This is a genomic window from Streptococcus sanguinis, from assembly GCF_019929145.1.
Lineage (GTDB): Bacteria > Bacillota > Bacilli > Lactobacillales > Streptococcaceae > Streptococcus > Streptococcus sanguinis_U.
This window is the reverse complement of record NZ_JAHZOW010000001.1, coordinates 131,016-154,428: the sequence shown is the minus strand read 5'-3', so window position 1 is coordinate 154,428 and position 23,413 is coordinate 131,016. Positions and strand designations below refer to the sequence as shown.

At 43.1% G+C, this 23,413-nt stretch carries 23 protein-coding genes; 1 reads left to right on the top strand and 22 read right to left on the bottom strand.

The features are described 5' to 3' along the window. Positions 1–24: 24 nt before the first annotated feature. The 22 genes from K1I94_RS00770 to K1I94_RS00670 all read right to left on the bottom strand — a co-directional run bounded on the left by K1I94_RS00770 (position 25) and on the right by K1I94_RS00670 (position 22,235). A complete protein-coding gene (locus tag K1I94_RS00770; RefSeq protein WP_009659245.1) occupies positions 25–768 on the bottom strand; it encodes a GNAT family N-acetyltransferase in 744 nt (247 codons plus the stop codon). Further along, positions 765–1,745 (bottom strand): glycerophosphodiester phosphodiesterase family protein, encoded by a 981-nt coding sequence (locus tag K1I94_RS00765; RefSeq protein WP_009659332.1) that lies wholly within the window; start codon positions 1,743–1,745, stop codon positions 765–767. The genes K1I94_RS00770 and K1I94_RS00765 overlap by 4 nt, the downstream gene beginning before the upstream one ends. Before the next feature lie 9 nt (positions 1,746–1,754). Then, positions 1,755–2,453, bottom strand: coding sequence for a 3-oxoacyl-ACP reductase (locus tag K1I94_RS00760; RefSeq protein ID WP_223314119.1), 699 nt, complete (start codon positions 2,451–2,453; stop codon positions 1,755–1,757). Further along, the gene (locus K1I94_RS00755; protein WP_223314118.1) at positions 2,446–2,682 is read right to left on the bottom strand and encodes a DUF2829 domain-containing protein; all 237 of its coding nucleotides are present in this window, start codon (positions 2,680–2,682) and stop codon (positions 2,446–2,448) included. The genes K1I94_RS00760 and K1I94_RS00755 overlap by 8 nt, the downstream gene beginning before the upstream one ends. A gap of 130 nt (positions 2,683–2,812) precedes the next feature. After that, on the bottom strand, positions 2,813–3,271 hold the full coding sequence (locus K1I94_RS00750) for a GNAT family N-acetyltransferase (RefSeq protein WP_223314117.1): 459 nt from the start codon (positions 3,269–3,271) through the stop codon (positions 2,813–2,815). A gap of 15 nt (positions 3,272–3,286) precedes the next feature. Beyond that, positions 3,287–3,712: a GNAT family N-acetyltransferase gene (locus tag K1I94_RS00745; RefSeq protein WP_223314116.1), complete on the bottom strand. Its 426-nt coding sequence runs from the start codon at positions 3,710–3,712 to the stop codon at positions 3,287–3,289. A 63-nt stretch (positions 3,713–3,775) separates the two neighbouring features. Continuing rightward, positions 3,776–4,786, bottom strand: coding sequence for a S41 family peptidase (locus K1I94_RS00740; RefSeq protein ID WP_223314115.1), 1,011 nt, complete (start codon positions 4,784–4,786; stop codon positions 3,776–3,778). Between the two features lie 71 nt (positions 4,787–4,857). Continuing rightward, a complete protein-coding gene (locus K1I94_RS00735) occupies positions 4,858–5,127 on the bottom strand; it encodes a hypothetical protein (protein WP_223314114.1) in 270 nt (89 codons plus the stop codon). Continuing rightward, on the bottom strand, positions 5,114–5,320 hold the full coding sequence (locus tag K1I94_RS00730) for a hypothetical protein (protein WP_223314113.1): 207 nt from the start codon (positions 5,318–5,320) through the stop codon (positions 5,114–5,116). The genes K1I94_RS00735 and K1I94_RS00730 overlap by 14 nt, the downstream gene beginning before the upstream one ends. Continuing rightward, positions 5,321–5,827 (bottom strand): hypothetical protein, encoded by a 507-nt coding sequence (locus K1I94_RS00725; RefSeq protein WP_223314112.1) that lies wholly within the window; start codon positions 5,825–5,827, stop codon positions 5,321–5,323. It abuts the gene before it with no gap. A 69-nt stretch (positions 5,828–5,896) separates the two neighbouring features. Continuing rightward, on the bottom strand, positions 5,897–7,297 hold the full coding sequence (locus K1I94_RS00720; RefSeq protein WP_223314111.1) for an amino acid permease: 1,401 nt from the start codon (positions 7,295–7,297) through the stop codon (positions 5,897–5,899). Positions 7,298–7,455: 158 nt separating this feature from the next. Next, positions 7,456–9,450, bottom strand: a complete 1,995-nt coding sequence (locus K1I94_RS00715; RefSeq protein WP_223314110.1) for an ABC transporter permease — start codon at positions 9,448–9,450, stop codon at positions 7,456–7,458. Continuing rightward, positions 9,431–10,210, bottom strand: a complete 780-nt coding sequence (locus K1I94_RS00710) for an ABC transporter ATP-binding protein (RefSeq protein WP_002899832.1) — start codon at positions 10,208–10,210, stop codon at positions 9,431–9,433. Before K1I94_RS00710 ends, K1I94_RS00715 begins: the two co-directional genes overlap by 20 nt. A gap of 178 nt (positions 10,211–10,388) precedes the next feature. Beyond that, positions 10,389–10,520, bottom strand: coding sequence for a hypothetical protein (locus K1I94_RS11345; protein ID WP_009659231.1), 132 nt, complete (start codon positions 10,518–10,520; stop codon positions 10,389–10,391). Positions 10,521–10,865: 345 nt separating this feature from the next. Then, entirely contained in the window at positions 10,866–12,053 is a 1,188-nt protein-coding gene (locus tag K1I94_RS00705) for an NADH-dependent flavin oxidoreductase (RefSeq protein WP_223314109.1), read from the bottom strand. 164 nt (positions 12,054–12,217) lie between these two features. Then, complete coding sequence (locus K1I94_RS00700) at positions 12,218–17,095, bottom strand: SpaA isopeptide-forming pilin-related protein (protein WP_223314108.1); 4,878 nt, start codon at positions 17,093–17,095, stop codon at positions 12,218–12,220. 327 nt (positions 17,096–17,422) lie between these two features. Next, positions 17,423–18,163: a class I SAM-dependent methyltransferase gene (locus K1I94_RS00695; protein ID WP_223314107.1), complete on the bottom strand. Its 741-nt coding sequence runs from the start codon at positions 18,161–18,163 to the stop codon at positions 17,423–17,425. Between the two features lie 184 nt (positions 18,164–18,347). Next, positions 18,348–20,201, bottom strand: coding sequence for a SpaA isopeptide-forming pilin-related protein (locus K1I94_RS00690; RefSeq protein ID WP_223314106.1), 1,854 nt, complete (start codon positions 20,199–20,201; stop codon positions 18,348–18,350). Positions 20,202–20,491: 290 nt separating this feature from the next. After that, the gene (locus K1I94_RS00685; protein WP_223314105.1) at positions 20,492–20,677 is read right to left on the bottom strand and encodes a hypothetical protein; all 186 of its coding nucleotides are present in this window, start codon (positions 20,675–20,677) and stop codon (positions 20,492–20,494) included. A gap of 33 nt (positions 20,678–20,710) precedes the next feature. Next, entirely contained in the window at positions 20,711–21,067 is a 357-nt protein-coding gene (locus K1I94_RS00680) for a class Ib ribonucleoside-diphosphate reductase assembly flavoprotein NrdI (RefSeq protein WP_223314104.1), read from the bottom strand. Next, the gene (locus tag K1I94_RS00675) at positions 21,068–21,415 is read right to left on the bottom strand and encodes a hypothetical protein (RefSeq protein ID WP_223314103.1); all 348 of its coding nucleotides are present in this window, start codon (positions 21,413–21,415) and stop codon (positions 21,068–21,070) included. It abuts the gene before it with no gap. Between the two features lie 208 nt (positions 21,416–21,623). Continuing rightward, complete coding sequence (locus K1I94_RS00670; protein WP_223314102.1) at positions 21,624–22,235, bottom strand: TetR/AcrR family transcriptional regulator; 612 nt, start codon at positions 22,233–22,235, stop codon at positions 21,624–21,626. A gap of 105 nt (positions 22,236–22,340) precedes the next feature. Between K1I94_RS00670 and K1I94_RS00665 the strand changes: the two genes are divergently transcribed. Next, positions 22,341–23,294: a hypothetical protein gene (locus K1I94_RS00665; protein WP_125338425.1), complete on the top strand. Its 954-nt coding sequence runs from the start codon at positions 22,341–22,343 to the stop codon at positions 23,292–23,294. Positions 23,295–23,413 lie beyond the last annotated feature (119 nt).

The window sequence follows — 23,413 nt, the reverse complement described above, 5'->3', positions numbered from 1 at the left end:
TTAAGAAATAGGTTTGGTTTTTCTTCATTGGTCAAAAGTCCCTTTCCATTCATAAGCCGGATAAACTCCTAGACACTGATAGCCCAAGCTTTCTGCAACTTTTTTGGAGGCTTCATTGTGCGCATCCCAGAGAGGAAAGAGTGAGCGTTTTTGAGCTTCTAAAATCATCTGGGCACCCAAGATTTTGGCCAAGCCCTGCCTTTGATAGGCTGGCTTGGTAGCAATTTCAATCTCAAGAGCTCCATGATAGACCAATCCTGTCGATACGCCAGCGATGATTTCCTCTCCTGAATAGAGTAAAAAACCAAAGCCACCCGCCGCTTGAAAATGGTCAAAATCGGAAAAGTCACCCTGCAAATCCTGAGACCAGACTTCCTCAGCCAAACGCTCATAACCCTCCTCATCAATCGGACAGAGGTAGTAGTTTGCAGGTAGACTGATTTGCCATTTCTCCAAAGTCTCTGTGTCAAACTCAGCACTGTCCGCAAAAGCATAGCGAGTGAATCGGTGCAGCTCACTCTGACTATCCAGAAACTCTTGCCAACTGCGCTTCTCGGAGATAATGACCTTGTCAGCTAAACTATATTTTTTGCTAAATTCCTGCCACAAATCCGGATCCACCTGACCAGCCGGAAAGATGAAATTTCCTAGTTGGTAAAGGCAGGATGTCTCAGGCGCGTTCATAAAGAACTGCCCTAGACCAGCATCCAAGCCATAAATCACCATATTTTTGGTCCAGTATTGGAAAAAAATATTTTTCACCTTCATTTTTTGTCTTCTTTCAGATGCAGTTCATTGATTTTATTCGTCCAGATATAGCCGTCAAAGCCTTCGGGAATATCTTTTAGACTATGGATATGATCGAAACCTTCTGATAAATCGCTGCCACCAGCTGTTAGCTCAACCCGTGTATTGACTGCTTCCATTCTTTCCATAAATTTATTTGGCCAACCCCATAAGAATCTGGCATATTTCAAAGGAATACGCAGCTCTGCATTTTTCATTTCCTCAGGGATATAGCCCGTAAAGCCCAATAGTTCATATTGGATAAGAGCCTTAAGCATGCGCTTCTTCGACAAGAGCTTGAGGCTGCTGCTTTGACTGCGCAACCAATGAACGCCTTCCTCGCTTGCCCCGCAGACACTGAGTTTATTTAGCCTTTCGGGCGAAAGCATTTTTAGTTTCTCCCACAAGACTTTATAGGTTTCTAATTTCCCGTCTTTGACCTCAATCACAAACTCCTTGTCGGGAAAAGACTCAAAAACCTCATCTATTGTGGGCATCTGACCGACTCCTTTTCCTCTAAAAGGATAGGTTTTTCCGCCATCAGCCGTATAACCGTAACCGATATCCATCTTTTTGAGCTCAGCCATCGTGTAGTCCTGAATTTCTCCCTCAATGCCAGTTTTGAATTCGAGAGTTGCATCATGAAAGACTGCCAGTTGCTTGTCTTTGGACAATTTCACATCAAACTCCACTGCATCCGCTCCTAGGTCAAAAGCCGCCTGCATCGAAGAAATGGTGTTCTCCAGATAGGGATGCGTAGGCGGGTCAATCATGGCTGCCGTATTGCTGTCCCAGTCCGCTTTAGATTCATCGAAAGTCTGCGCAAGTCCTCGATGGGCTAGGATTTTATATTCCTGTCTCTCTTTATTAGAAAAGAGGCTTGTATTGTTTAACCAGATAAGAAATAGCAGAGCTAGACAAAGCAGATAAACTCTCTTGCGTTTTTCCCATTTAAACATTCTATTTCCTTACTTCAAACTCCAGCCGCCGTCGATTTTGATAATCTCGCCCTGCATAGCAGATGCCTTACCACTGGCTAGAAAGAGGCTGATGTCTGCCACTTCCTGAGGATCCAGCCAGCGCTTGATCGGCGTTTCCTCAGCAACCCAGTCTGCTAGTCCGCCTGGCTCAAAATCTGTGGCAGTCATGGCTGTCTTGACTGCGCCTGGTGCTAAGCCAAACACTTGGATATTTTTATCCGCATAGTCTAAGGCTATCTGCTTGGTCAGGCCAGCCAGAGCATGCTTAGAGGCTGTATAGGCAACACCGCCTCCGCCAGCCAGAAAGCTAGCAATTGAGCACATGTTAATGATGATACCAGACTTTTTCTCCAGCATTTTCTGCAGGTAAAAGCGGGTGATTTTCATGGTAGCGGTCAGATTGAGCGCAAAAATCTGCTCCCAGTCCTCGTCTCTGGTCTCGTGCAGGGGACGATAATCGTCTAAAATACCTGCTGTATTACAGAGAATGTCCACCTCAGGCAAGCTGGTGAAGAGTGGTGTCAAATCCCCTATCAAATCCATCTTGACAAAACGAAGCTCATTTAGAAAGCCAGGATTTTCATCCTTGTCCACCCCATAAACCCGGTAGCCATTTTCCAAAAAGGTCAGAGCCTGAGCTCGGCCGATGCCAGAGCTAGCTCCCGTCACCAGTACCGTCTTAGTCATCTACTTCCACCCAATCTGTCGCGAGGACATCACAAGGAGTCGGACTCCACATGGAGAAGCCCTCCCCCTCGCCTGAAACATTGATGAGGAAATAAGGTGTCACCTCAAGAGCCACCCCATTCTGCTCAATCGTGTCAAAGAGCTGGACGTAGTTCTCTGCCACACCCCAACCTGTACGCACATATTTTTTCTTGGCCTTAAGGCCAGGTAAAATTTCTTCAAATGTCATGGTTTTCTCCTTTTGCTTATTGATATTCATATACAAATTAGCTGATAATCGTCCGCAGTCATAAGTATATTGGACGACTTTTTCTTGACTGTCAATAATTTTATCTGACGCTTTGCAACAAAGTCTAAAATTAGACATTCTTCTCCATCTCCACAAAGAGATGAATATCGCCATTGCTTTCCTGCGGAATACGCCTCACCACTTCAAAACCCATGTTGAGATAAAGCTGTTGGGCTCGGTGATTGAAATCAGCCACGGATAGGCTTATGACTCGGGGCGCAAAATTTTCCATGATAAAGTCCAGAATTTCCTGCAGAAATCCAGCGCCCTGACCTTTTCCGCAGTGCTCCGGCTTCATCCCCAAACCAAGCTCCAAAGTTCGCTCTCCTTTCTGCTCCAAGCAGAAAAATCCATAGAGTTTCCCTTCTCTCAGGACTTGATAATAACGGTCCCCACGCGCTTCAGGGGAGACCATTTCTTCATAATCCTCCAAGTCATTTTTCATGTCATAAAAGTCATAAGGCACCTCATAATGCCAGTCCTTAGCAATTTCTAAAGCATGCTGCTGGGTTAGTGGTTCAATCATCATCTACTCCTCCTTTTTCTAAAATCCCCAATAAAATCGTTTCTGGTCTGCTTTTTCGCTGCAGCCGAGGCTGCGATAAAATTCATGGGCTGTGGAGCGGGAAATGCCTGAATTAATCCGAATCCCTGTATAGCCTGCGGCTTTTGCCTCCTCACGCAAGGCTTGCATCAGCGCTCTGCCATATCCCCGCCCTTGAAAATCCTGAGCGACGGCCAAAGCCAAGAGATTGAGCAAGGACGGGAAATAGAGACAGTCGTATCTAGCCGCATGAGCGTAACCTATGACCTGACCATCTTCTTCAACTACCAAAATCAAATGCTGGTCATTCTCTAGCAGCCTCTTCAGTTGAGCCTCCGTCGCTTTCCTATCGAAGTCATAGCCCAGACACTCAGCATTAAGTCGCTGAATGACTGCGGCGTCACTTAGTTTTACTTTACGAATCATTTGTCACCTCTTTCTTCTCTTTATTATAGCAGAAAAGCAGTCTCTTTGACTGCTTTCAATGAACTATTCTCCTATCTGTCCCTTCAACCAAGACTCCGCCTCTTCTAAAGACTGGTCTGTTAGGACATCGGGCTGAATTGCCTCATTCTCATAAAGCCTGCCCGTGCGATCTAGGATACTCGAGGTAGTCAAGAGCAAAACCGCTCCATCATATAGTTGATAATAATTATTTCCCGTAGTATAGCTTGCCGTTGGCTGACCATATATTTTAACGTTTTTCAGTCCCTTAAAAGCTAAAACAGTCATCTCTCCTGAGCTGCCTGTCTTCCCATTGATAAGGACAGCTATGGGCACTTTCTTTGCTTTCTCATCAGTCTGCTCCAGACCAAGCTGCTTAAGGACATCTGATCGCGAAACCGCGCTCTTGCTTCCATTTTTATAAACGAATCGGAAGAGGTCTTCATCAGGCAAAAGAGAGGACAGTCCAGCAATCATCGGATACATATTCCCGCCGGTATTATCTCTCAGATCCACAAGAACCGCCTGATAGGTATCCTTTTTAAGAGCTGCTGACAGTTTATTGGCATAAGTCTTCGCCGCTTGTGCGTTACCAGTGAAAGCAGGAACTTTTACATAGAGAATACCCTCCCGATTCTGCACTTCAGGCTGATTTTTGCTTTCTGGACTATTTTCGGGATTATCCTGTGGACTTAAAAAATAAGAATGCTTTCCGCCAACCTCTTTGGTTAATTCTTCCAAGACGGGATAGGTATCTTGATAAGTCTTGGCTGATTCAAGCTTCTCCAAGGCTTTGTTTTTCTCATTTTCCCAATCTTTGTCCGTATAAAGACCGAAATCAAGCTTTTTCACAACTGAGCGAGCATAGTCCTGCGGACTTGGTGGAAAAAGAAAAATTCCATAGTCTGGACCACAGTAGGCCAGAAAACCTATTAAAAGAGCAAGCAAAATCAGCACCGTTCCCAAGCAACCTAAAAGGACTTTTTTCATAATCGCGCAACCTTTCTTGTTAGGATTCCTGAGCTGATTATAGCAAAATAGAGACACGTTTTCCATGTCTCTACCTTACATTTATTATCGTTAATCTTACATTTTTGTAAGATGATTTTATTTAAATCTACAGAAGCCTATTTCCATCTCTCACTCTTGGAACATGCAATCATCAAACCAGACCCAGCTAGAACTGCTAGAATAACAAGACAGATATTTTTCAGTGGATAGAGCCAGTCTTTATTTTCCTCATACCAAGTTGTCTTCCAAAGTCCGACATAATCAGCTTGCATATCTTCAGGCTGGTTCAGTTGGATATTGATCACAATCGCCAGTAAGATCAGGGCAAGCAAAGCAAGGACAAAGAGCCAGATTTTCTTCTTTTGGATTAGATTAAGTTTCTTCATACTTTTCTACTTCTATTAGTTCAAATTCTATCTCTTTGTCACCACTAACTTCTATACCTCTGAAAAACAAGACTATTCCAATAAAAATAGGTATTAATAAAAAGAATCTGGGCTGAGTAAAAAACATAACAAATAATACTACACTCGATAAAGTACCTATTACCAATAATTGACGAATACTAAATCGCTTCATTTACCACACCTCTATTCCGTTGGGCAATTTTTTAATAGGCTCTTTTGTTCTTACTTTTCCAATCAAGCTAAGTTTGCAACCTTTTTTATTTAGAAAAAATTCAAGCCGTTTCTTTCTATAATACTTTACAAGAAACATAGCAAGAACCATCGATCCTATTGCCACACCAATATTTACAAGACCAGTTCCGATATTCATTGGTCGATTTATTGGCCCAAAGAAAAAATTTAGCGGAATTATTTTTCTCAGCATTCTAGCCAAGATAAGACCTATGGAAGTTCCTGCAATAGCAGGTAGATTATTTGATTTGTTTAAAAATGCAGTATGCGGTTCGAAAGAATAGTCTGTTTGATAAACCTTTCTAAAACAGCCACAAGACATTGTTCCATTTCTCTCCACGAGATATTCCTGTCCATTATCAGAAATTATTAAGAACCATCCGAGAAAAGTTTTCTTACCATTCAAAGAGATATTATAGCATCGGCCTTTTATATAATTTTTCTTCATAAAACTCTTTCTGCTTTGTTTATAGTTACCAAGTTTCTACATTTCAGCTTCTCAACCAATCTCTTCACCCTACTTCTCTTTTACAGCGATTTCAGAGTTTCGATAGCCATAGAAGGCATAGATGAGGGTTCCCAGCGCTAGGGCAATTCCAAAGGCTTGCCAGGTTTCCTTGGTATACTGGGTCATGAAGGACAGGCAGATAATAATGGATAAAATCGGTGTCAGAGGTACTAGAGGTGTTTTGAATTCTCCAGCTTTGGGCATTCCATGATCTTTCCGCAATTTCAAGACAGCGAGTGCCAATAAAATCAGATAGGCCAAGGTACAGATATTGAGAAAAGAGGCGATGCTAGCCAAGGGGAAGATACCGGCACAGACAGCTGAGGCAATCCCTACTAAAATCGTTGCATTCTTTGGCACCCGACTGGTCTCTGTCAATTTTTTAAAAGAGCGAGGCAAGAGACCATCACGCGCAATGCTGTAAATCATCCGCGACAGGGCATAGGTCATGGAAATGCAGACCGTAATCAGAGTCAAAATAGCGACGACAGAGATATAGTTAGCTGCCCAGCCAAGTCCGACGCTGCGCAGGGCAAAGGCCACCGCATCTGAGACATCCAGCTTGCTATAGTGGACTATCCCAGTCAAGACCAAGGTCACCAAAATATAGAGAATGGTCACGATGCTCAAAGATAAAACAATCCCACGCGGAACGTTCTTTTGGGGCTCTTTGATTTCATCGACCGCCATGGAAATGGACTCAAAGCCAAGAAAGGCAAAGAACATGAGTGAAGCTCCAGCCATGATGCCGACCTTCCCACCATAAATTTCCCCAAAGCCAAATGGTGCAAAGTTAGACCAATTTTCTGGTTTGATGAAGAAAAATCCTGCAATGATAAAGAGGGCCAAGGCTGAGAATTTCAAGACTACCAAGGCTGAGTTGAAGCGCAGGGCCGCCTTGGAGTTCAAAAGGACAACTCCCGTAACAAAGGCCAAGACCAGAATGGGCAGTAAGTCCACATAAGTACCTGCTTTGGGATTGAAGGTACCATTCAGGGCTGCCGGTAGCTGGATACCAAAGCCACTCAGCAAGCCCTTCAGATAAGAGCCCCAACCAGAGGCAACACCTGAAATAGCAGTCATGAACTCCATGATGGTCAACCAGCCAGCCAGCCAAGCGGGAAATTCTCCCAGAACCGCATAAATATAACTATAGGCTCCGCCATTGGCCGGAATCCGTGAGGCAAACTCAGCGTAAAAAAGGGCCGAAATACTCACACAAAGGGCTGAAATGACAATCGAGATGGTCAGAGCAGGCCCAGCATATTTGGCCGCTCCAGTCCCTGTGATGGTGAAAATCCCAGTTCCTACCATGGCTCCAATACCAAGCAAAATCAGATCAGGAATTTTCAAATGACGGCGCATACCCGTTCTGTCCTTACTGGCATCTTTTTTTCTAAAAATATTCATCTATTTTTACTCTCCTAATTGCATTAACGTCCTATTTTATCATATTTCCACGCTTTTAGGAATCTTTCTCAGAAATTTTCCGAGAAAAGAAAGGCTGAGAGAAATCTCAGCCTAAGTCTTTAAAATAGATAAAAGATATATAGAGCCTGCCTCTGCTATCACATAGCCACAATTTTGCGATAGCTGCGAGAAGTGATGAGAAAGACACCGACATATACTGCAACAAACAGAGCGCAAACACCGAGAGTCACTACTAACATAAGACTTGCGTTGAGCACGCCCAACATCTGTAAAATGAGACTAAGCATGTGATAGGCAAAAGCCAAATGAAGGAAAGCAAAGATTAGAGGCAAGAAGAAGACAGTCTGCACTTGTTTACGAATGGTCTTTCTAGTCTGCTGCTCGTCTAAGCCGACTTTCTGCAGGATGATGAAGCGATCACGGTCTTCGTAACCTTCGGAAATTTGCTTGTAGTAGATAACCAGTACTGTTCCCATCATGAAGACAATAGAGAGGAAAATCCCTATAAAGAAGACACCACCCAGCATACCCTTAATTTCAAGTATGCCAATCACACCAGTTTGACCGTGGACACCTCCGGCACCTTCTGGCAGGGACTGGTTGTAGTCCGTCATTTTCTTTTGATAGATTGTATCCAGCTTAGCCTTTTCATCTTCTGATGCTTCAATATCCAGACTACCATAGAGTACAGGATTAATAGCTTGCTGCTCCATCTGCGGAGCCAAGAGTTGACTAGGATCCTTGGCTACTAGATACAGCCCTTTAGGAATGATAATATTATACTCATCTGGAATCTTGTGAAAGATAAAATCTTCAGACAGGACTTTCTTGATCGTCAAGTTTTGGCCAGCCAGCTGCAGAGGCTGCTTATAATCCAGATCCACTCCCTTGTTAAAGACAGCAATCTCATTTTCCTGCAAAGACAGATCCTTTCCTGTCAACTTTTCGTAATCCTCGCTGGAAAACATCAAGATATAGGTATTGGGTGACACAGTCCATTGTCCCTTAGGATAAATATCTAGGCTGTTACCCTCTTTTTTCTTGACCCCCATTGAATAAAACTGATAGGTCTCCTGTTGCTTGACCTTCAGCTGATTCTCTGCTACAAACTCTGTCAAGACCTGATCCAGCTGTTCTTTTTTTGCATTCACACCGCCATTGATAGAGAAATCATGCGGAAACATAAGTTTTTGCATATATTCCGCGCCAGAATAGATGTTCATACCGGCAGAAAAGGTCACTAGAACCATTGTCGATAGGATGGAAATAGTAGCCAGCCCCACTGCATTTTTCTTCATCCGATAAATAAGATTTGAGACGGAAATCATATTATTTGGCTGGTAGTAATACTTTTTGTTCTTTTGCAGAAGCTGCAGAAAGACTGTAATACCAGCGTTAAAGAGCAGGTAGGTTCCTAAAATGACCAAGAGGACTGCTCCAAAAAAGATGAAGATTGCTTCCATAGGATTCCGCACGGTCTGGGCCAGATAGTAGCCGTAGAGCAGAGCTGCCAGACCAATAAAGGTCTGTGTCAGTAAAAACCGGCTCTTCTTCTCTCCGCTAGCCTTTTCCTTAGCCATCTTCAGAGAATCAAAACGCAGAATTCGCCAACCATTAACAAAGACCAAGCCTGCAAAAATAAAGCCATAGAAAATAAAAACAAGAATCAAGACCGGTAGCTGGAATGTCGAAACCAGCACTACCTTGGTCCCCATGAGCTTGAGCAAAAAAGCATAAATCAGCTGGTCAAAGAGAACACCAATAGTCAGCCCCAAGCTTACAGCCACTAGCCCGAAAATCAGAAGCTCAATAAAGGTCATAACAAAGAGATGGCGTTTATTGAGACCTAGCATACCATAAAGCCCCAGCTCCTTGGAGCGATTCTTCATAACAAATTGATTGGCATAAAAGACAATAATTCCAGCTGTGATGTTCACAATAACAACCCCTAGGACCAAAACAAGGACAACAGAGCTGGCACCTGTCATTTTAGATAGATTGGGGTTAAAAGCCAAGGAGTTGAAAATATAAGAAATGGCTACAGCCACACAGGTAGCCAGTGCAAACGGATAATAGAGACGGCGGTTCTTAATCAGATTGGACAAAGCCAGTTTACTCGTTAGTTTGAACATAATTGCCCACCTCACTTGCCATAACTGTCAGAGTATCGGAAATCTCTTGGAACATCTGTCGTTCGGTCTTGTCCCCACGGAAGATTTGGTTGTAGAGAATCCCATCCTTGATAAAGAGCACCCGCTTGGCGCGGCTAGCCGCTGCTGTTGAGTGGGTCACCATGAGAATGGTCTGACCTCGTGCATTAATGTCGTCAAAGACATCTAACAGGGCTGCCGAAGATTTGGAATCCAAGGCTCCCGTTGGCTCGTCCGCCAGCAGAATCTCAGGGTCTGTGATGATGGCCCGAGCCACTGCTACCCGCTGCTTTTGACCACCAGAAATCTCATAAGGAAACTTCTCTTGTAGCTTGTTAATCCCTAGCTCATTGCAAGTCGTAACCAGCTTTTGCATCATCTCGGTAATGGGACGGCGAGAGAGGACTAGCGGCAGAAGAATATTATCCTTGACTGATAGGGTGTCCAGCAGGTTGAAATCCTGAAAGACAAAGCCTAATTTCTCCCGGCGGAAGCTGGAAGCCTGGCTGTTTTTGATGGTTGCTGTGTCTGTTCCATTGAGAAAGACGCGGCCCTCAGTTGGCTTGTCCAGCATGGCTAGGATGTTGAGCAGGGTGGATTTCCCAGAGCCTGACTCACCCATGATGGCGACATATTCGCCTTTTTCTACCGTAAAGTGAATGTCTTTCAAGGCCTCTACTTGGCTGCCCTGAAAGCGGGTTTTATAAATCTTTTTCACGTGCTGTACGTCTAATAATGTCATACTCGAACCTCTTCTTTATTTAACTTGATACTACTATCATACCGGAAAGACAGACAAGTTTCCATAACCTAATCTTTCATTTTGCCTGCCAATCTTACATTTTTGTCATCTTGTGCTCCAAGTCAGATAAAGAGAAAAGTCAACTGACCTTTCTCTTACCCTTGAATAACGGAATCTCTCAGTGACTGTACTGCAGCCAGAAATAATATTGACTGGAAGCACAGCCTAGGCGAGTCTTCTCGATTTCTTCCTTGGAAATCTTTTGAGCTTTAGGTTTACTTTGGCGATGGTTAAAAAGATTGATTTTCATAGCGGGCCTCCTTCTTGAAATCTGATTTTTAGTTTGGAAGATTGTTATCTTCTTTTTCTTTACACTTATAGGATACCGAATTCCCAGGCTAGCTGCCATAATATAACCTTTCATTTTAGCCTTTAAACTTACATTTTTGTCACTTAGAAAAAATGGTTTTCGATTGCCCTTAAACTGCGTCAATAGGCCTAAATTCAACGATGTATATTGGCTTCTTTCGTCAAGAATAAAAAACCGGAATTTGTTTCCGGTTTTCATGATATATTTCCTAAAGTTCTAGATATAGAAGTTTTCTTACCAGAGGGTTTTCAAATTTCTGTCAATATTATCTTGAATAGGCTATTCTTACTGCCCCTCATCCCCAAATTTACCAGTATGAAGGTGGGTAATACTGTCATGACCAGGTAGAGGAGGCAGCCCACCAGAGTCCTTACGGCTGAACACTTCAAGCAAGCCCGGTGTCAATTGAGAATTTTTCAACTGCTCAGGGCTAATCTCATGGACAATTTCTGCTCCTTGTCCCGTCTGTATTTTATAGCCAAACAGCGGGTCAATCAAGGTACCACGGCCGATTGCAACCAAATCCGCAGCCGTATCCTCAATAGCAGCTTCTGCATCTTCCTGACTAAAGACACCACCGATTGTAATCAGTTTAGTTTGCTCATCCATCACTTCCTTAAAATGACCTGCATAGCTCTTGTCTGATCCTGCAGGTTTTGAAGCATAGCCGCCCAAAAGCGACAAATGGATGTAGTCTAGTTCGTGCTTGACTATCTCCTTGACCAAAAGTTTGGCTTCTTCATAAGTATAGCCTACTTGATCTTCATGGATTTCATCTGGGCTAATCCGATAGCCAATAATAAAATCTTCTGGCGCATACATGGCCGCAGCACGCTTCACTTCCTCGACTACCGCCAAAGGAAAGGCCATACGTTTTTCCAAAGTTCCGCCCCATCTGTCCTGACGAACATTGGATGTGCTAGAAAAGAATTGCTGCAGCAGATAGTGGTTGGCACCATGGATTTCCACTCCTGAAAAACCAGCTTGAACTGCACGTTTGACTGCTCGACCAAAATCCTTGATAATTTCAAGGATTTCTTCATCGGTCAATTCTCTCACCGGATAAGGCAGAAAAGAAAAATCTAAAGCACTTGGAGCCAATACTTCCTCACCCTTCAAAGCACGGCCGGAAGCTGCTATCCCACCATGATGAAGCTGCAAAATTGCTTTATTGCCATCTTTTTGAAGGGCAGCAGCTAATTTTCTCTCCCCTTCAATGTGGTCATCAGAGTAAATACCTAATTGAACTGGGTAACCAGTCTGGTAACAAGGCCCTCCTGATGGACTGACATAATGAAATTCAGTAATCAAAAGACTGGCTGCCTGAGAGCGTGCTCCGTAGTATCGCAAAGTATCATCAGACACAAATCCTCCTTCTAAGCCACTGAAAGTATACATAGGGGACAGCACCAAACGGTTGGTTAATTTGGCACCGTGACGCAATTGAATCGGGTCTATAATTTGTTTAGACATAGTAAAAATATCCTTTCTTCTTTGACAACTATTATAGAAGATTCAGAGGCAAAAACAAGGGCTTTTCAGTAAGTGGTATTAACCATCAGGTATCCGGTAAGAAAACGATGGTCAGTTGCATAAAAAAAACAAGCGTCAATGTTCATTGACACTTGTTTTCTGTTTTATTTTTTTAAACGAATCCCAAAATAAACCCCACAACCAACTATTAGAATCAGACCGAAAGCAAGTAGCGTAAAGCTGATTTCTGTACCTGTGAAAGGCAGAATTTTCTTCGTCTTCCCCTTATCTCCAGGTTTATCTTGGTCTTTTTCTATTGGTTTATCTTGATTTGATTTTTTCGGATCTGGTTCATCTGTTTTTTTAGACGGATCCTTGTCTGGGCCAGTCGGTTTCGTTTGGTCAGTTACGACTAACGTCCCATCCTTGTATTCTACTGTATTTCCATCAGCATTTACAACTGTTACTGTGCCATCGAGATTCACTTGGAACACAATGTCGGTAACAGCTAGGTAACCGGTTGGGGCTGCAGCTTCATGGAAGGTATATACTCCAGGAGCTAATCCAAGCTCATGCGATGTATTTGCTTCTGAAGTCCATTTTGCTACAGGATTGCCAGTTGCCTCTTTGCCTTGGAAAATTTGAATCTCTGCACCAGCAATTTCTGTACCGCCGAGGTTGACCTTACTGAAGGTTACCTTACGTGGAAGATTATCGTCCTTATCCGTTACTGTAACAGTTGAGCCGTTGGTTACGACCTTGTTCTCTTCACCCTTAGAGTCTTTCTCGCCGACATTGGTTACTTCTACTGTTCCGTCAGTTTTTACTTGGAAAGTAATGTCTGTCACTTTGAGGTAGCCGGTTGGTGCGGCTTCCTCATGGAAAGTATAAGTACCAGGAGTCAAGTTCAATTCTTTAGACTTACCAGCTTCAGATGTCCAGCTTTCTACGGCTGTGCCTTCTGCCTTGTCGCCCTTGTAGATCTTGATTTGAGCTCCTGCGATTTCAGTTCCACCAAGGTTAACTTTACTGAAAGTAATAGCTTTTGGACTATCATCGTCTTTATCCGTTACTGTAACAGTTGAGCCGTTGGTTACGACCTTGTTGTCTTCACCCTTAGCGTCTTTCTCGCCGACATTGGTCACTTTCACTTTGCCATCATGCTTGACTTGGAATGTGATGTCGGTCACTTTGAGGTAGCCGGTTGGTGCGGCTTCCTCATGGAAGGTGTAAGTGCCAGGTGCCAAGTTGATGTCCTTAGACTGATTAGCTTCAGATGTCCAGCTTTCAACGGCTGTACCTTCAGCTTTCTCGCCCTTGTAAATCTTGATTTCAGCACCGGCAATCTCAGTACCGCCTAGATTGACTTTACTGAAGGTTACCTTACGTGGAAGATCATCGTCCTTATCGGTTACTGTAACAGTCGAACCATTAGTCGCGACCGTATTTGCTTCACCCTTAGCGTCTTTCTCTCCGACATTGGTCACTTTCACTGTACCATCATGCTTGACTTGGAAAGTGATGTCAGTCACTTTGAGGTAACCGGTTGGAGCCGCTTCCTCATGGAAAGTATAAGTACCAGGTGCTAAGTTGATGTTCTTAGACTTACCAGCTTCAGATGTCCAGCTTTCTACTGGATTGCCTTCTGCCTTATCGCCCTTGTAGATCTTAATTTGAGCTCCTGCGATTTCTGTACCACCGAGGTTGACCTTACTGAAAGTAATGGCTTTGGGACTATCGTCGTCTTTATCCGTTACTGTAACAGTTGAGCCGTTGGTTACGACCTTGTTCTCTTCACCCTTAGAATCTTTTTCTCCTACGCTAGTCACTTCCACTGTTCCATCATGCTTGACTTGGAAAGTGATATCGGTTACTTTGAGGTAACCGGTTGGGGCTGCTTCCTCATGGAAAGTATAGGTACCAGGTGCTAAGTTGATGTCCTTAGACTTACCAGCTTCGGATGTCCAGCTTTCGACTGCATTTCCTTCAGCTTTATCGCCTTTGTAAATCTTGATTTCTGCACCGGCGATTTCAGTTCCACCAAGGTTAACTTTACTGAAAGTAATAGCTTTTGGACTATCATCGTCTTTATCCGTTACTGTAACAGTTGAGCCGTTGGTTACGACCTTGTTCTCTTCACCCTTAGCGTCTTTCTCGCCAACGTTTGTCACTTCCACTGTCCCGTCAGTTTTCACTTGGAAAGTGATGTTGGTTACTTTGAGATAGCCCGTTGGAGCGGCTTCCTCATGGAAGGTATAAATACCTGGTGTCAGGTTGAGGTCCTTAGACTGATTAGCCTCGGATGTCCAGCTTTCTACTGCTTGGCCTTCTGCCTTATCACCCTTGTAAATCTTAATCTCTGCACCGGCAATCTCAGTACCGCCAAGGTTGACCTTACTGAAGGTCACCTTACGTGGGAGGTCATCGTCCTTATCGGTAATAGTTATTGTTGAACCATTAGTCGCAACGATATTTTCTGCACCCTTAGCGTCTTTCTCGCCGACATTGGTCACTTCCACTGTTCCGTCATGTTTGACTTGGAAAGTGATGTCGGTTACTTTGAGGTAACCAGTTGGAGCTGCTTCCTCATGAAAAGTATAAGTACCAGGTGCCAAATTGATTTCCTTAGACTGATTAGCTTCAGAAGTCCAGCTTTCTACTGCTGTACCTTCAGCTTTCTCGCCCTTGTAGATCTTAATCTCAGCACCAGCAATTTCTGTACCGCCGAGGTTGACCTTACTGAAAGTAATGGCTTTAAGACTATTGTCCTCTTTATCGGTTACAGTAAGAACCAAGCCATTTGCTTCAACAGAATCTGTTGCTCCTTTAGCATCAACTGTAATGGTGCCATCAGAATGAACTGTGAATTTAATATCTTCTACAGCTACAAATCCAGCAGGAGCAAGGCTCTCTTTCAGAGAATAAGTTCCTGGAGCTAACTTAACCACCTTAGATGCGTTAGCTTCGGATGTCCACTCTGCAAGAGGTTTAGCTTCAGGACGAATCCGACTGCCTTTGTAGAGTTTCAATTTCGCCCCTGGGATTTCCTTCCCGTTTGGATCTACTTTCTTGATCGTCACATCACGTTCTGAGTCGTCATCCTTGTCTGTTACCTTCAAGGTTGCTCTGTCAGTCACAACCTTATTGTTTTCACCTTTGGAGTCTTTCTCTCCGACATTGGTCACTTCCACTGTACCATCATGGTTGACTTGGAAAGTGATGTCAGTTACTTTCAGGTAACCAGTTGGAGCTGCTTCCTCATGGAAGGTGTATGTACCAGGCTCCAAATTGATTTCTTTAGACTGATTAGCTTCGGAAGTCCAACTTTCAACAGCTTGACCCTGCGCTTTGTTGCCCTTGAAAATCTTAATTTGAGCGCCAGCAATCTCAGTACCGCCCAGGTTGACCTTACTGAAGGTAATGGCTTTAGGACTATTGTCCTCCTTGTCGGTAATCGTCAGAATTGATCCCGCTGCCTGAACGGTATCTTCTGCTCCTTTTTTCACAAGAGCAACAGTACCATTGGCACCTACTGTAAATGTAATATCTTCTACATATTGATAACCAGCAGGAGCGTTAGCTTCAGTCAGTGTATAGGTTCCTGGAGACAATTTTATTACTTTAGAAGTGTCAGCCTCAGAAGTCCAGTCTGCAACGGGAGCTTCTTCCTGATCAACATGATCACCTTTATAGATTTTCAGTTGCGCACCAGGAATTTCTTTCCCGTTTGGATCTACTTTTTTGAAAGTTACATCCTGCTCGGTTACCGTCTTCTTATTGACGATCTCACGCGATACAGATTTGTCTGTTCCAAAATCCTGGGAACCAATCTTAATTTCCTCAGTTAATTTATCATATCCTGTAGGAGGAGTCACTTCACGAATGGTATAATCATCGCGCAACAAGTCACCCAAGTTGGCATTCCCGTTAGAATCTGTGGTTAATTTTCCGACAACTGCACCGCTCCGCTCACGAACAACTTCAAATTCTGCACCTTGCAGATTCTCACCATTTTCATTAACCTTATGGAGCTTAATGGTGAAAACATAGCCTTCTCCAACACCGCCTGCAATCTGATAAGAACGATTTTCAGATGATGTCGTTGTTTGACCACCATTATAGGTCATGGTAGCACTGTTGGAAACGCGCTCACCATCAACTAGATCGTAATCTGCTTTTGTCTTATAGTCCAGCAAATACCCGAAACCATCCATGTCGCCAAGGTCAATCGTGAATCCATCACCAGCAGCATTTTCCGTGATTTTTGATTGGAAATTAGCTGTCACGTCTTCTGTTGAATCCCGCACCCAATCTCCATTATTCCAGCGCCAAGCAATTTTATAGACCCGAATTGAGTCCCTCATGATTTTAAAATTAGGCGAGGCAATCTTGTCAGTTATCGTTACTCCGGTATAATTCTCCATATTGCGGTTAATCGCAATATTGTAATGAACTTCATTCTTACCGTCTTCTGCTGCCTGATAAGAGCTCTTCTCAATTTTTGAGTCATATCTTTTGGGCGGTCCATTATAATGGACGATTCCCGGATACAACATCCGACCTCCTACGGTAAATCCACCATTCAAGTCACCTTCTTGTCTCACTACATCATGGTCAACTCGTGCATAGAAGAAGAATTCTCCTTGGACACCAGACTTTTGCTCAACATAATTTGTATAGGTCAAAGTAATGGTCTTGTTGGTTGAATCCAAAAATCCATTTGCAACTACGTTATCCGAGCTGTCTTTAAGCTCAATAGCTGAAGAGTTCCCAAAAGCATACTCAGAAGGCAAGGTGATTTTTGTTGTATCTCCTTGATGTACTTGGTTATCCGGCAAGACAAACTTTGCGTAAACTCGAAAAGTTTCCCAAATATCAATTCCCTGCGTCAAATCACCACCTGAAGAATTCTTCAGGCTCATCTCAGTGATAACATCACCAAACTCAGCTGCTTGCACCTGAGTAAGAGGAGCAACTGATGGCAAAATGACTCCTAAACAAAGAATAATAAGGTGGAGCAATGCTCTAATCCTTTTGTTCATGCAATTTTCCTTTCTCACAATATTCAGTTTTAAATGTACAATGTAATTGTATACTAACTGAGCTTCCCCATCTTGTCAGTGCCCACTTGCTAAAAAGCGAACATTTATAGATACATTACATCTACATTTTATCATACTATAAGAAAAATGGCTATACACAAAAGGAAATTTTTTTAACATTTGTTTACCTTTTTGTCATTTAGAAAAGGTGGACGATTTGTATGGTTCATTTGCAAATCAGACCACTATTGCTAGGGCCAATTGCGTCTGACAATCAATGTCCTCAATAACATAGAAAAACCGAAAACAAAGTCCGGTTCTTCTGATTTATTTCCTAAACGTCAGGGCATAAAATTTTCCATCCCAGAGGAGTTTCAACTCCTTTTCTTTGACTCCGGCCGGTATAGCAGCCTCAATTTCTCCCAAATCAACGGTAGCGTCCTTAAAATAGTTCTTGCTGAAGTGGTTCTTCTTATATTGCTGGTCCACATAGTCTGCCGTCTCGTCTGAAATCATAATCTTAGTTCCTGGCTTAGCCACCCGCAGCATTTCCTGCATGGCCTTGGCCTTATCACTAAAGAAATTAATTCCACCGATATGATAGACGATGTCAAAGCTATCATCTGCAAAAGGCAGGTCCTCTGCACAAGCATGAAAGAGTTGCAGATTTGTCTTCTTGGCACAGGATTTCTGACATTTTTTCAGCATGCCTATGGAAATATCTGCCCCAACAAAGTCTAGGCTTTTCAGGTCAATATTCTCAGGAATGTAGCGCAGGTCGTGGCCAGTCCCGATAGAGACATAAAGAACTGACAAATGATCCTTCCATTCTATTTCTGCCATCAGATCCCTTCTCAACTTGTCGACTGTCTTGCCATAGAGAAGGCCGCCCAGCCATTTCTCACTCATATCATACCATCGAGCAAAACGATTGTACATGGTCATGTACTTGGCATTGTCTCCTGAGACATAGTCCGGATTCAGCGCCAGATAGATGTCTCCATCTTTTTGAAAATCCGCTAACTTCAAACCTGGCTTCAGCTTCTCTTGTATTTTTGTATCTGTCATATCTTCTGTCTCCTTTTTCTATTTGCCATTTATTATAGAGGATTCTGAGCCAAAAACAAGAGTTTTTCCGTAAGTGGCTGCCCTGCATAAGTAACTGGAAGAAATTGCTCAGTAAGTTGCAAAATAGCTAGACAAAATAAGCAAACAAAAGAAGATAAAGCATTCTGCCTTATCCTCTCTTTGTTTATTTACTCAGTCGAGTCTTACGGTAAAGTCCTAAAAGAGCCAGGACTACCAGACCAGCAAGAACTAGTCCAAGGCTTTCAGCAGAGCCAGTCGCAGGAAGAACTTTTTTAGATTTTCCTTGACCGTCTGCTGCTTTATCAGAATCAGATGATTGATTTGGCTTAATGCCACCTTGAACTGCTTTATCAGGCGTACCAGGTGCAGCTGGTGCCGCTTGGTCAGTAATGAACAACTTACCATCTGTATACTCTACTGCATTGCTATTAGCGTCTAGAACTGTTACAGTGCCATCTTCATTGACTTGGAAGACAATATCAGTCACAGCCAGATAACCTGTCGGAGCCGCTTCCTCATGGAAGGTGTAAATACCTGGCTCTAGGTTAATTTCCTTAGATTGGTCAGCTTCTGAAGTCCAAGATGCGACAGGACTGCCCTTGCTTTCCCGTCCCTTGAAAATCTGAATCTGAGCACCGGCAATTTCCTCACCAGCTAGATTGACCTTACTGAAAGTAACCTGTTTATCTGTTGGAGTTTGAGTTTTCTTATTGACCACATTGACTGCAACCAATCTGCTGTCTCCAGAATCTCCAGATTCCGGACTGCCGACGTTCAAAGTCTTACCAAAATCTGTTGGACTGATGGTAATATCCTCTGTCAGGCGATCGTAACCAGCTGGAGCAGTCGTTTCACGCAGGATATAAGTGTCACGCAGAAGATTACCAACTTCCGCGTTCCCATCTGCATCTGTCGTGATTGTGCCAACCACCTTATTGGTCGCTTTCCGCACCACTTCAAAGACTGCACCGCTCAGAGAAGCATTAGACTCATCTGTCTTGTGGACCTTAACCTTGAAGTTATAGCCTTCGGACTTTCCGCCAGCAATCTGATAAGAGTACTCGTTGGTGACAGACACTGTCTCGGTATTGTTGTAGTTCATGGTAGCCTTATTTCCTACAACCTCTCCATCAGCCAAATCATAGTCGGCCAGCGTCTTGTACTCAACTAGGTAGCCGAAGCCTTCTACATCTCCGAAGTTGATTGTCAAGCTATCGCCTTCAGCGCCAAAGGTCATCTTAGACTGGAAGTCTGCTGTTACATCTTCAGTCGAATCACGCGCCCAATCTCCATTATTCCAGCGCCAAGAAACCTTATAAACCCGTACAGAGTCTTGAACAATCTTAGCGTTTGTATCACCCAACTTGTCCGTCACAGAGACATTTTTGTAATTGCCCATGTTGCGGTTAATGGCTACATTGTAGCGGATTTCATTCTTAGCATCAGCATCCCACTGAAAAGCACTCTTTTCTAGCAGAGACTCATACTTTTTCGGCGGCCCATTATAGTGAATGCTGCCGGCTGGAATTCTATTATTGCCTACAGTGAAAGTAGCTGGAATATCTCTTTCCTCTGTGACGACCTCGTGGTCAATCCGCGAATAGAAGAAAAACTCGCCTCTGACACTGGACTTCTGCTCCACATAATCTGTGTATGTCAGTGTGATAGTATTGGCATCGCTATCCAGGACTCCATTAGCCACCAGGGCTCCGTTTTCATCCTTGAGCTCAATAGCTGAGGAATTCCCAAAGGCAAATTCATTCGGCAAATGAATCACTGTCGTATCACCCGCATGGGCCTGGTTGTCTGGCAGGGCAAACTTAGCATAGACACGGAAGGTCTGCCAGATATCTACACCATTGGTCAGCTGCTCACCAGAGTTAGTGGTGAGATGCATTTCAGTGATGACATCATTGAGTTCCGCCGCCTGAGCCTTAAGGGTTCCGGCTAGGAAAGGCAGGAACACACCTAGACAGAGAATGATGAGCTGAAACCATACTCTCAGTTTTTTATTCATGCAATCTTCCTTTCTCACAAGTAAAATTTGTTTAAAAGTACAGCGTATTGGCCAGCCAGTCGAACACGTTCTTTTCATGTTTTTCTGCCTTTTTGACAAACACTGGAAAGACAATACTAATTCATTGTACCATATTGACTATTAAAAAACTATAGGAATGCTCACAGGGGTTTATCATAAAAAGGAGAAAGAAGACGCTAAGCCTTCTCTCTCCTATTGATACGAAAACAGGTCAAAAGATGACCTAAAAATCATTGACCAAACTCCGCTCTTCTATTTTGACAAAAAAGTCAATCTTTATGTGACGCACTGGAAGTTGCGTCTACCTGATTCTGTTCTGTTTCTTCTTGTCTGGAAGAATTTCTTTCCGTCTTATCTGAAGTGTCGGGCTCTTTCTGTATATGCCCGCAGGCCGTTAGGATAAAGGCAGAAATCAGAGCCAGAAACAAGTTCCCAATTTTCTTGAACCTAGGCATACGAGTCCTCCATTTATGCGAAACTTGATGAGACTAGCACTCCGCCAAAAATGCCTGCACAGTCTTGACATCTTCTGGACTACCGCCTCGGTCAATATCGCAGATATGCTGGAGCCCATATTTTTCGGTAATCAAGGCAGTCGCCCCGCAGAAGGTCCGGCCATGTTTAACAGAGTCGCCATTGTTAACAAAACCTTTAATCAGCCCAGGATGCTTCTTGATAAAGCGTTTGGTAGACCAAGGAATTTTCCCAGCACCAGCATTTCGAGTAATGAGAATACAGGGCACTTCCAGTTTCTCCTTGATGCTCTGGGTCGGATAGCCCAGTGATTCTGCAAATCGTTTTCCAATACCAGTATTTGAATCATAAACTACAATCATCTTCATCACCTACTTTCTTAAAAAAAGGATAGCAAACCAGGCCGCAAAGCCTAAAACCACGACATCTGAGATGAGCATAAGCATGAACTCCAAATCTGGCATCATGTGAATATACATCAGCAATGACAAAGTTGTCAAAGCCAGTGCCGCCAGCTTAGCAACTGCTGGCAAGCCCGGAATCAAAGCTGCTCCGATTAGGAGAACGATGAGACCTCCGACTAAAAATGACTGAAAATCTACACTAAAACTGAAACCAACCGTTACGCCGCCGTAGCCAATGGTCAAAAGACCAATCGCGACTAGACAGATACCCAAAATAGCCAATCCACTCATAGCAAATCCTCCTTGCTTATTCATTCTTTTTCTCACTTTCTATTTTTGAATGAACAGTTCCTAATATTCATTCAAAACTTTCTAAAAAAAAATTCACTTTATACTTATCCAATCACGTTTCTTGAATACCTTCCAATTCCTATTCGCACTACATAAGACATCACCTCCTCTGTTGATGAATGAATGCTTTTTAACATTCATTCATTTCAGCTTCTAAGTAAAGGAATTTCCTCTATTTGGAAAAAATTCCCTTAACAAAATATTTAACTAAAGTCTCAAGACTATCGAAGTAGCCTGAAAATTCCTGCTCTGTGACATGCATGTCTATGTAGTAAATCAAGTCATAAACCTTCATAATCTCAGCTATTTTCTCCTTCGAAAAGCCCTCTTCCTGCAAGCGCTGGCTGAAAGTCTGAATCAGAAACTGATGAAAGGCATTGGACGCTCGGCCGGAATCTTGATTATAGTAATCGTGTAGAATCTGAGAAATACCCGGCTTGTTCCACTCAGTTAGAATTTTATTGGGCGAAATCAACTCAAAAGTGACTGCAAAAAGCTGTTCAATGATTGTCTCGGGCTCGCCCTGCCAGTCTACGCGTTGCATGATTTCCTCACGTACACGGCTATTTTCAGCTACATAAACCTCCAAGAAGATAGCTTCCTTAGACTCATAATACTTGTAAAAGGATCCAACAGCCATCTGACTTCTCTTAGCAATATCAGAAATTCCAGCTGCCTTATAGCCTTTTTCTGCAAAGACTTCTCTAGCCGCAGCCAGGAGCTCATTTTTTTTATCCATTTCCACGCCTCTTTTGTGAATGAATTTATTTTTATGTTCATTCATATTTTAACACAATATTGCCACTTGTCAAGCATTTATGTTATACTATACAAAAAAGATAGTTTGCTAATCAAATTATTTTTTAGATTATATTTTGGAGGTTGAGCTATGCTCAAGGAAAGACGAAACCAGGGTACCATCGCCCTACTGGTAATTTCTCTTATTTTTCTAGTTGTTGCTGCAGTGATGGGCTTTATCCAATACCAAAAAGTCAACACCAAGACTGCCTATGACCGAAATAGCGAGTCGGGAGCAGATTCAGCAGTCTATGCTGAAGTGTCATATATTTTCCCAGAGGCCCTGATTGAAGTAGAAGATAATACTCAAGTTTGGCTGGTTGCCTACCAAGACGGATATGTTGGTCTGCAGGCTAAAAAAGGAGACAAGCAGATTGCCCAGCTCTTGGAAAAAGAGAAAAAGGGCGAGCTGGAAAAAAATCCTATCCGAATCGTTGGCTCCTACGTTAATGCTAACTCCCCTAAAAAAAATCAGGGATATATCTCTAATTATGGCAGCCTCGTTCGCGGTCTCCTAGCAGACAATTCCGAAGTCATCACAGTAATGTCAAGCAGCTCCTATATCTCTATCACTGAATTTGAATCTGACAATCTTGCATTCATGTTCTACATTCTGTTTTTGATTGGACTCTGTGTTTTCTTTGTCACTATGGGAATTATCGGCCGCAAGAAAAATATTGCTGCCTACGAAGAAATCTATGCAGCCTATCCAGAGGCCAAGGACAATCTCAATATCCTGCTTGAGCAAGCGTCTTTCCACGATGATGTGCTGAAAATTGCTGTTTATAAAGACCATCTCATTACCTACTATCGAGGTTTCAAAGCAATTGATCTCAAACAGGTCGTCCATCTTTACCACCATATTCTCACCATGCATCGCGGCTTCGTTGCTTCAAACAGAAACTCAACCTTAGTTGCTGTTCGAAACAATCAAAAGAAATACCAAATGCCCATTAAGAACATTGGTAAAACAACAGATACCAAACTCCAGTCAACCTTTGACTATCTCTACAACCACTTCCCTCATATCAGATTGGGAGTGTAATAGCACATAAAACTCAAGCTAGAAAATCTAGCTTGAGTTTTTTAGATAAAAAAACAGGAGCAGGATATAGTCCAGCTCCATTTGTTTTTATGATATGCTTGTCAGAACGTTTTTCAACA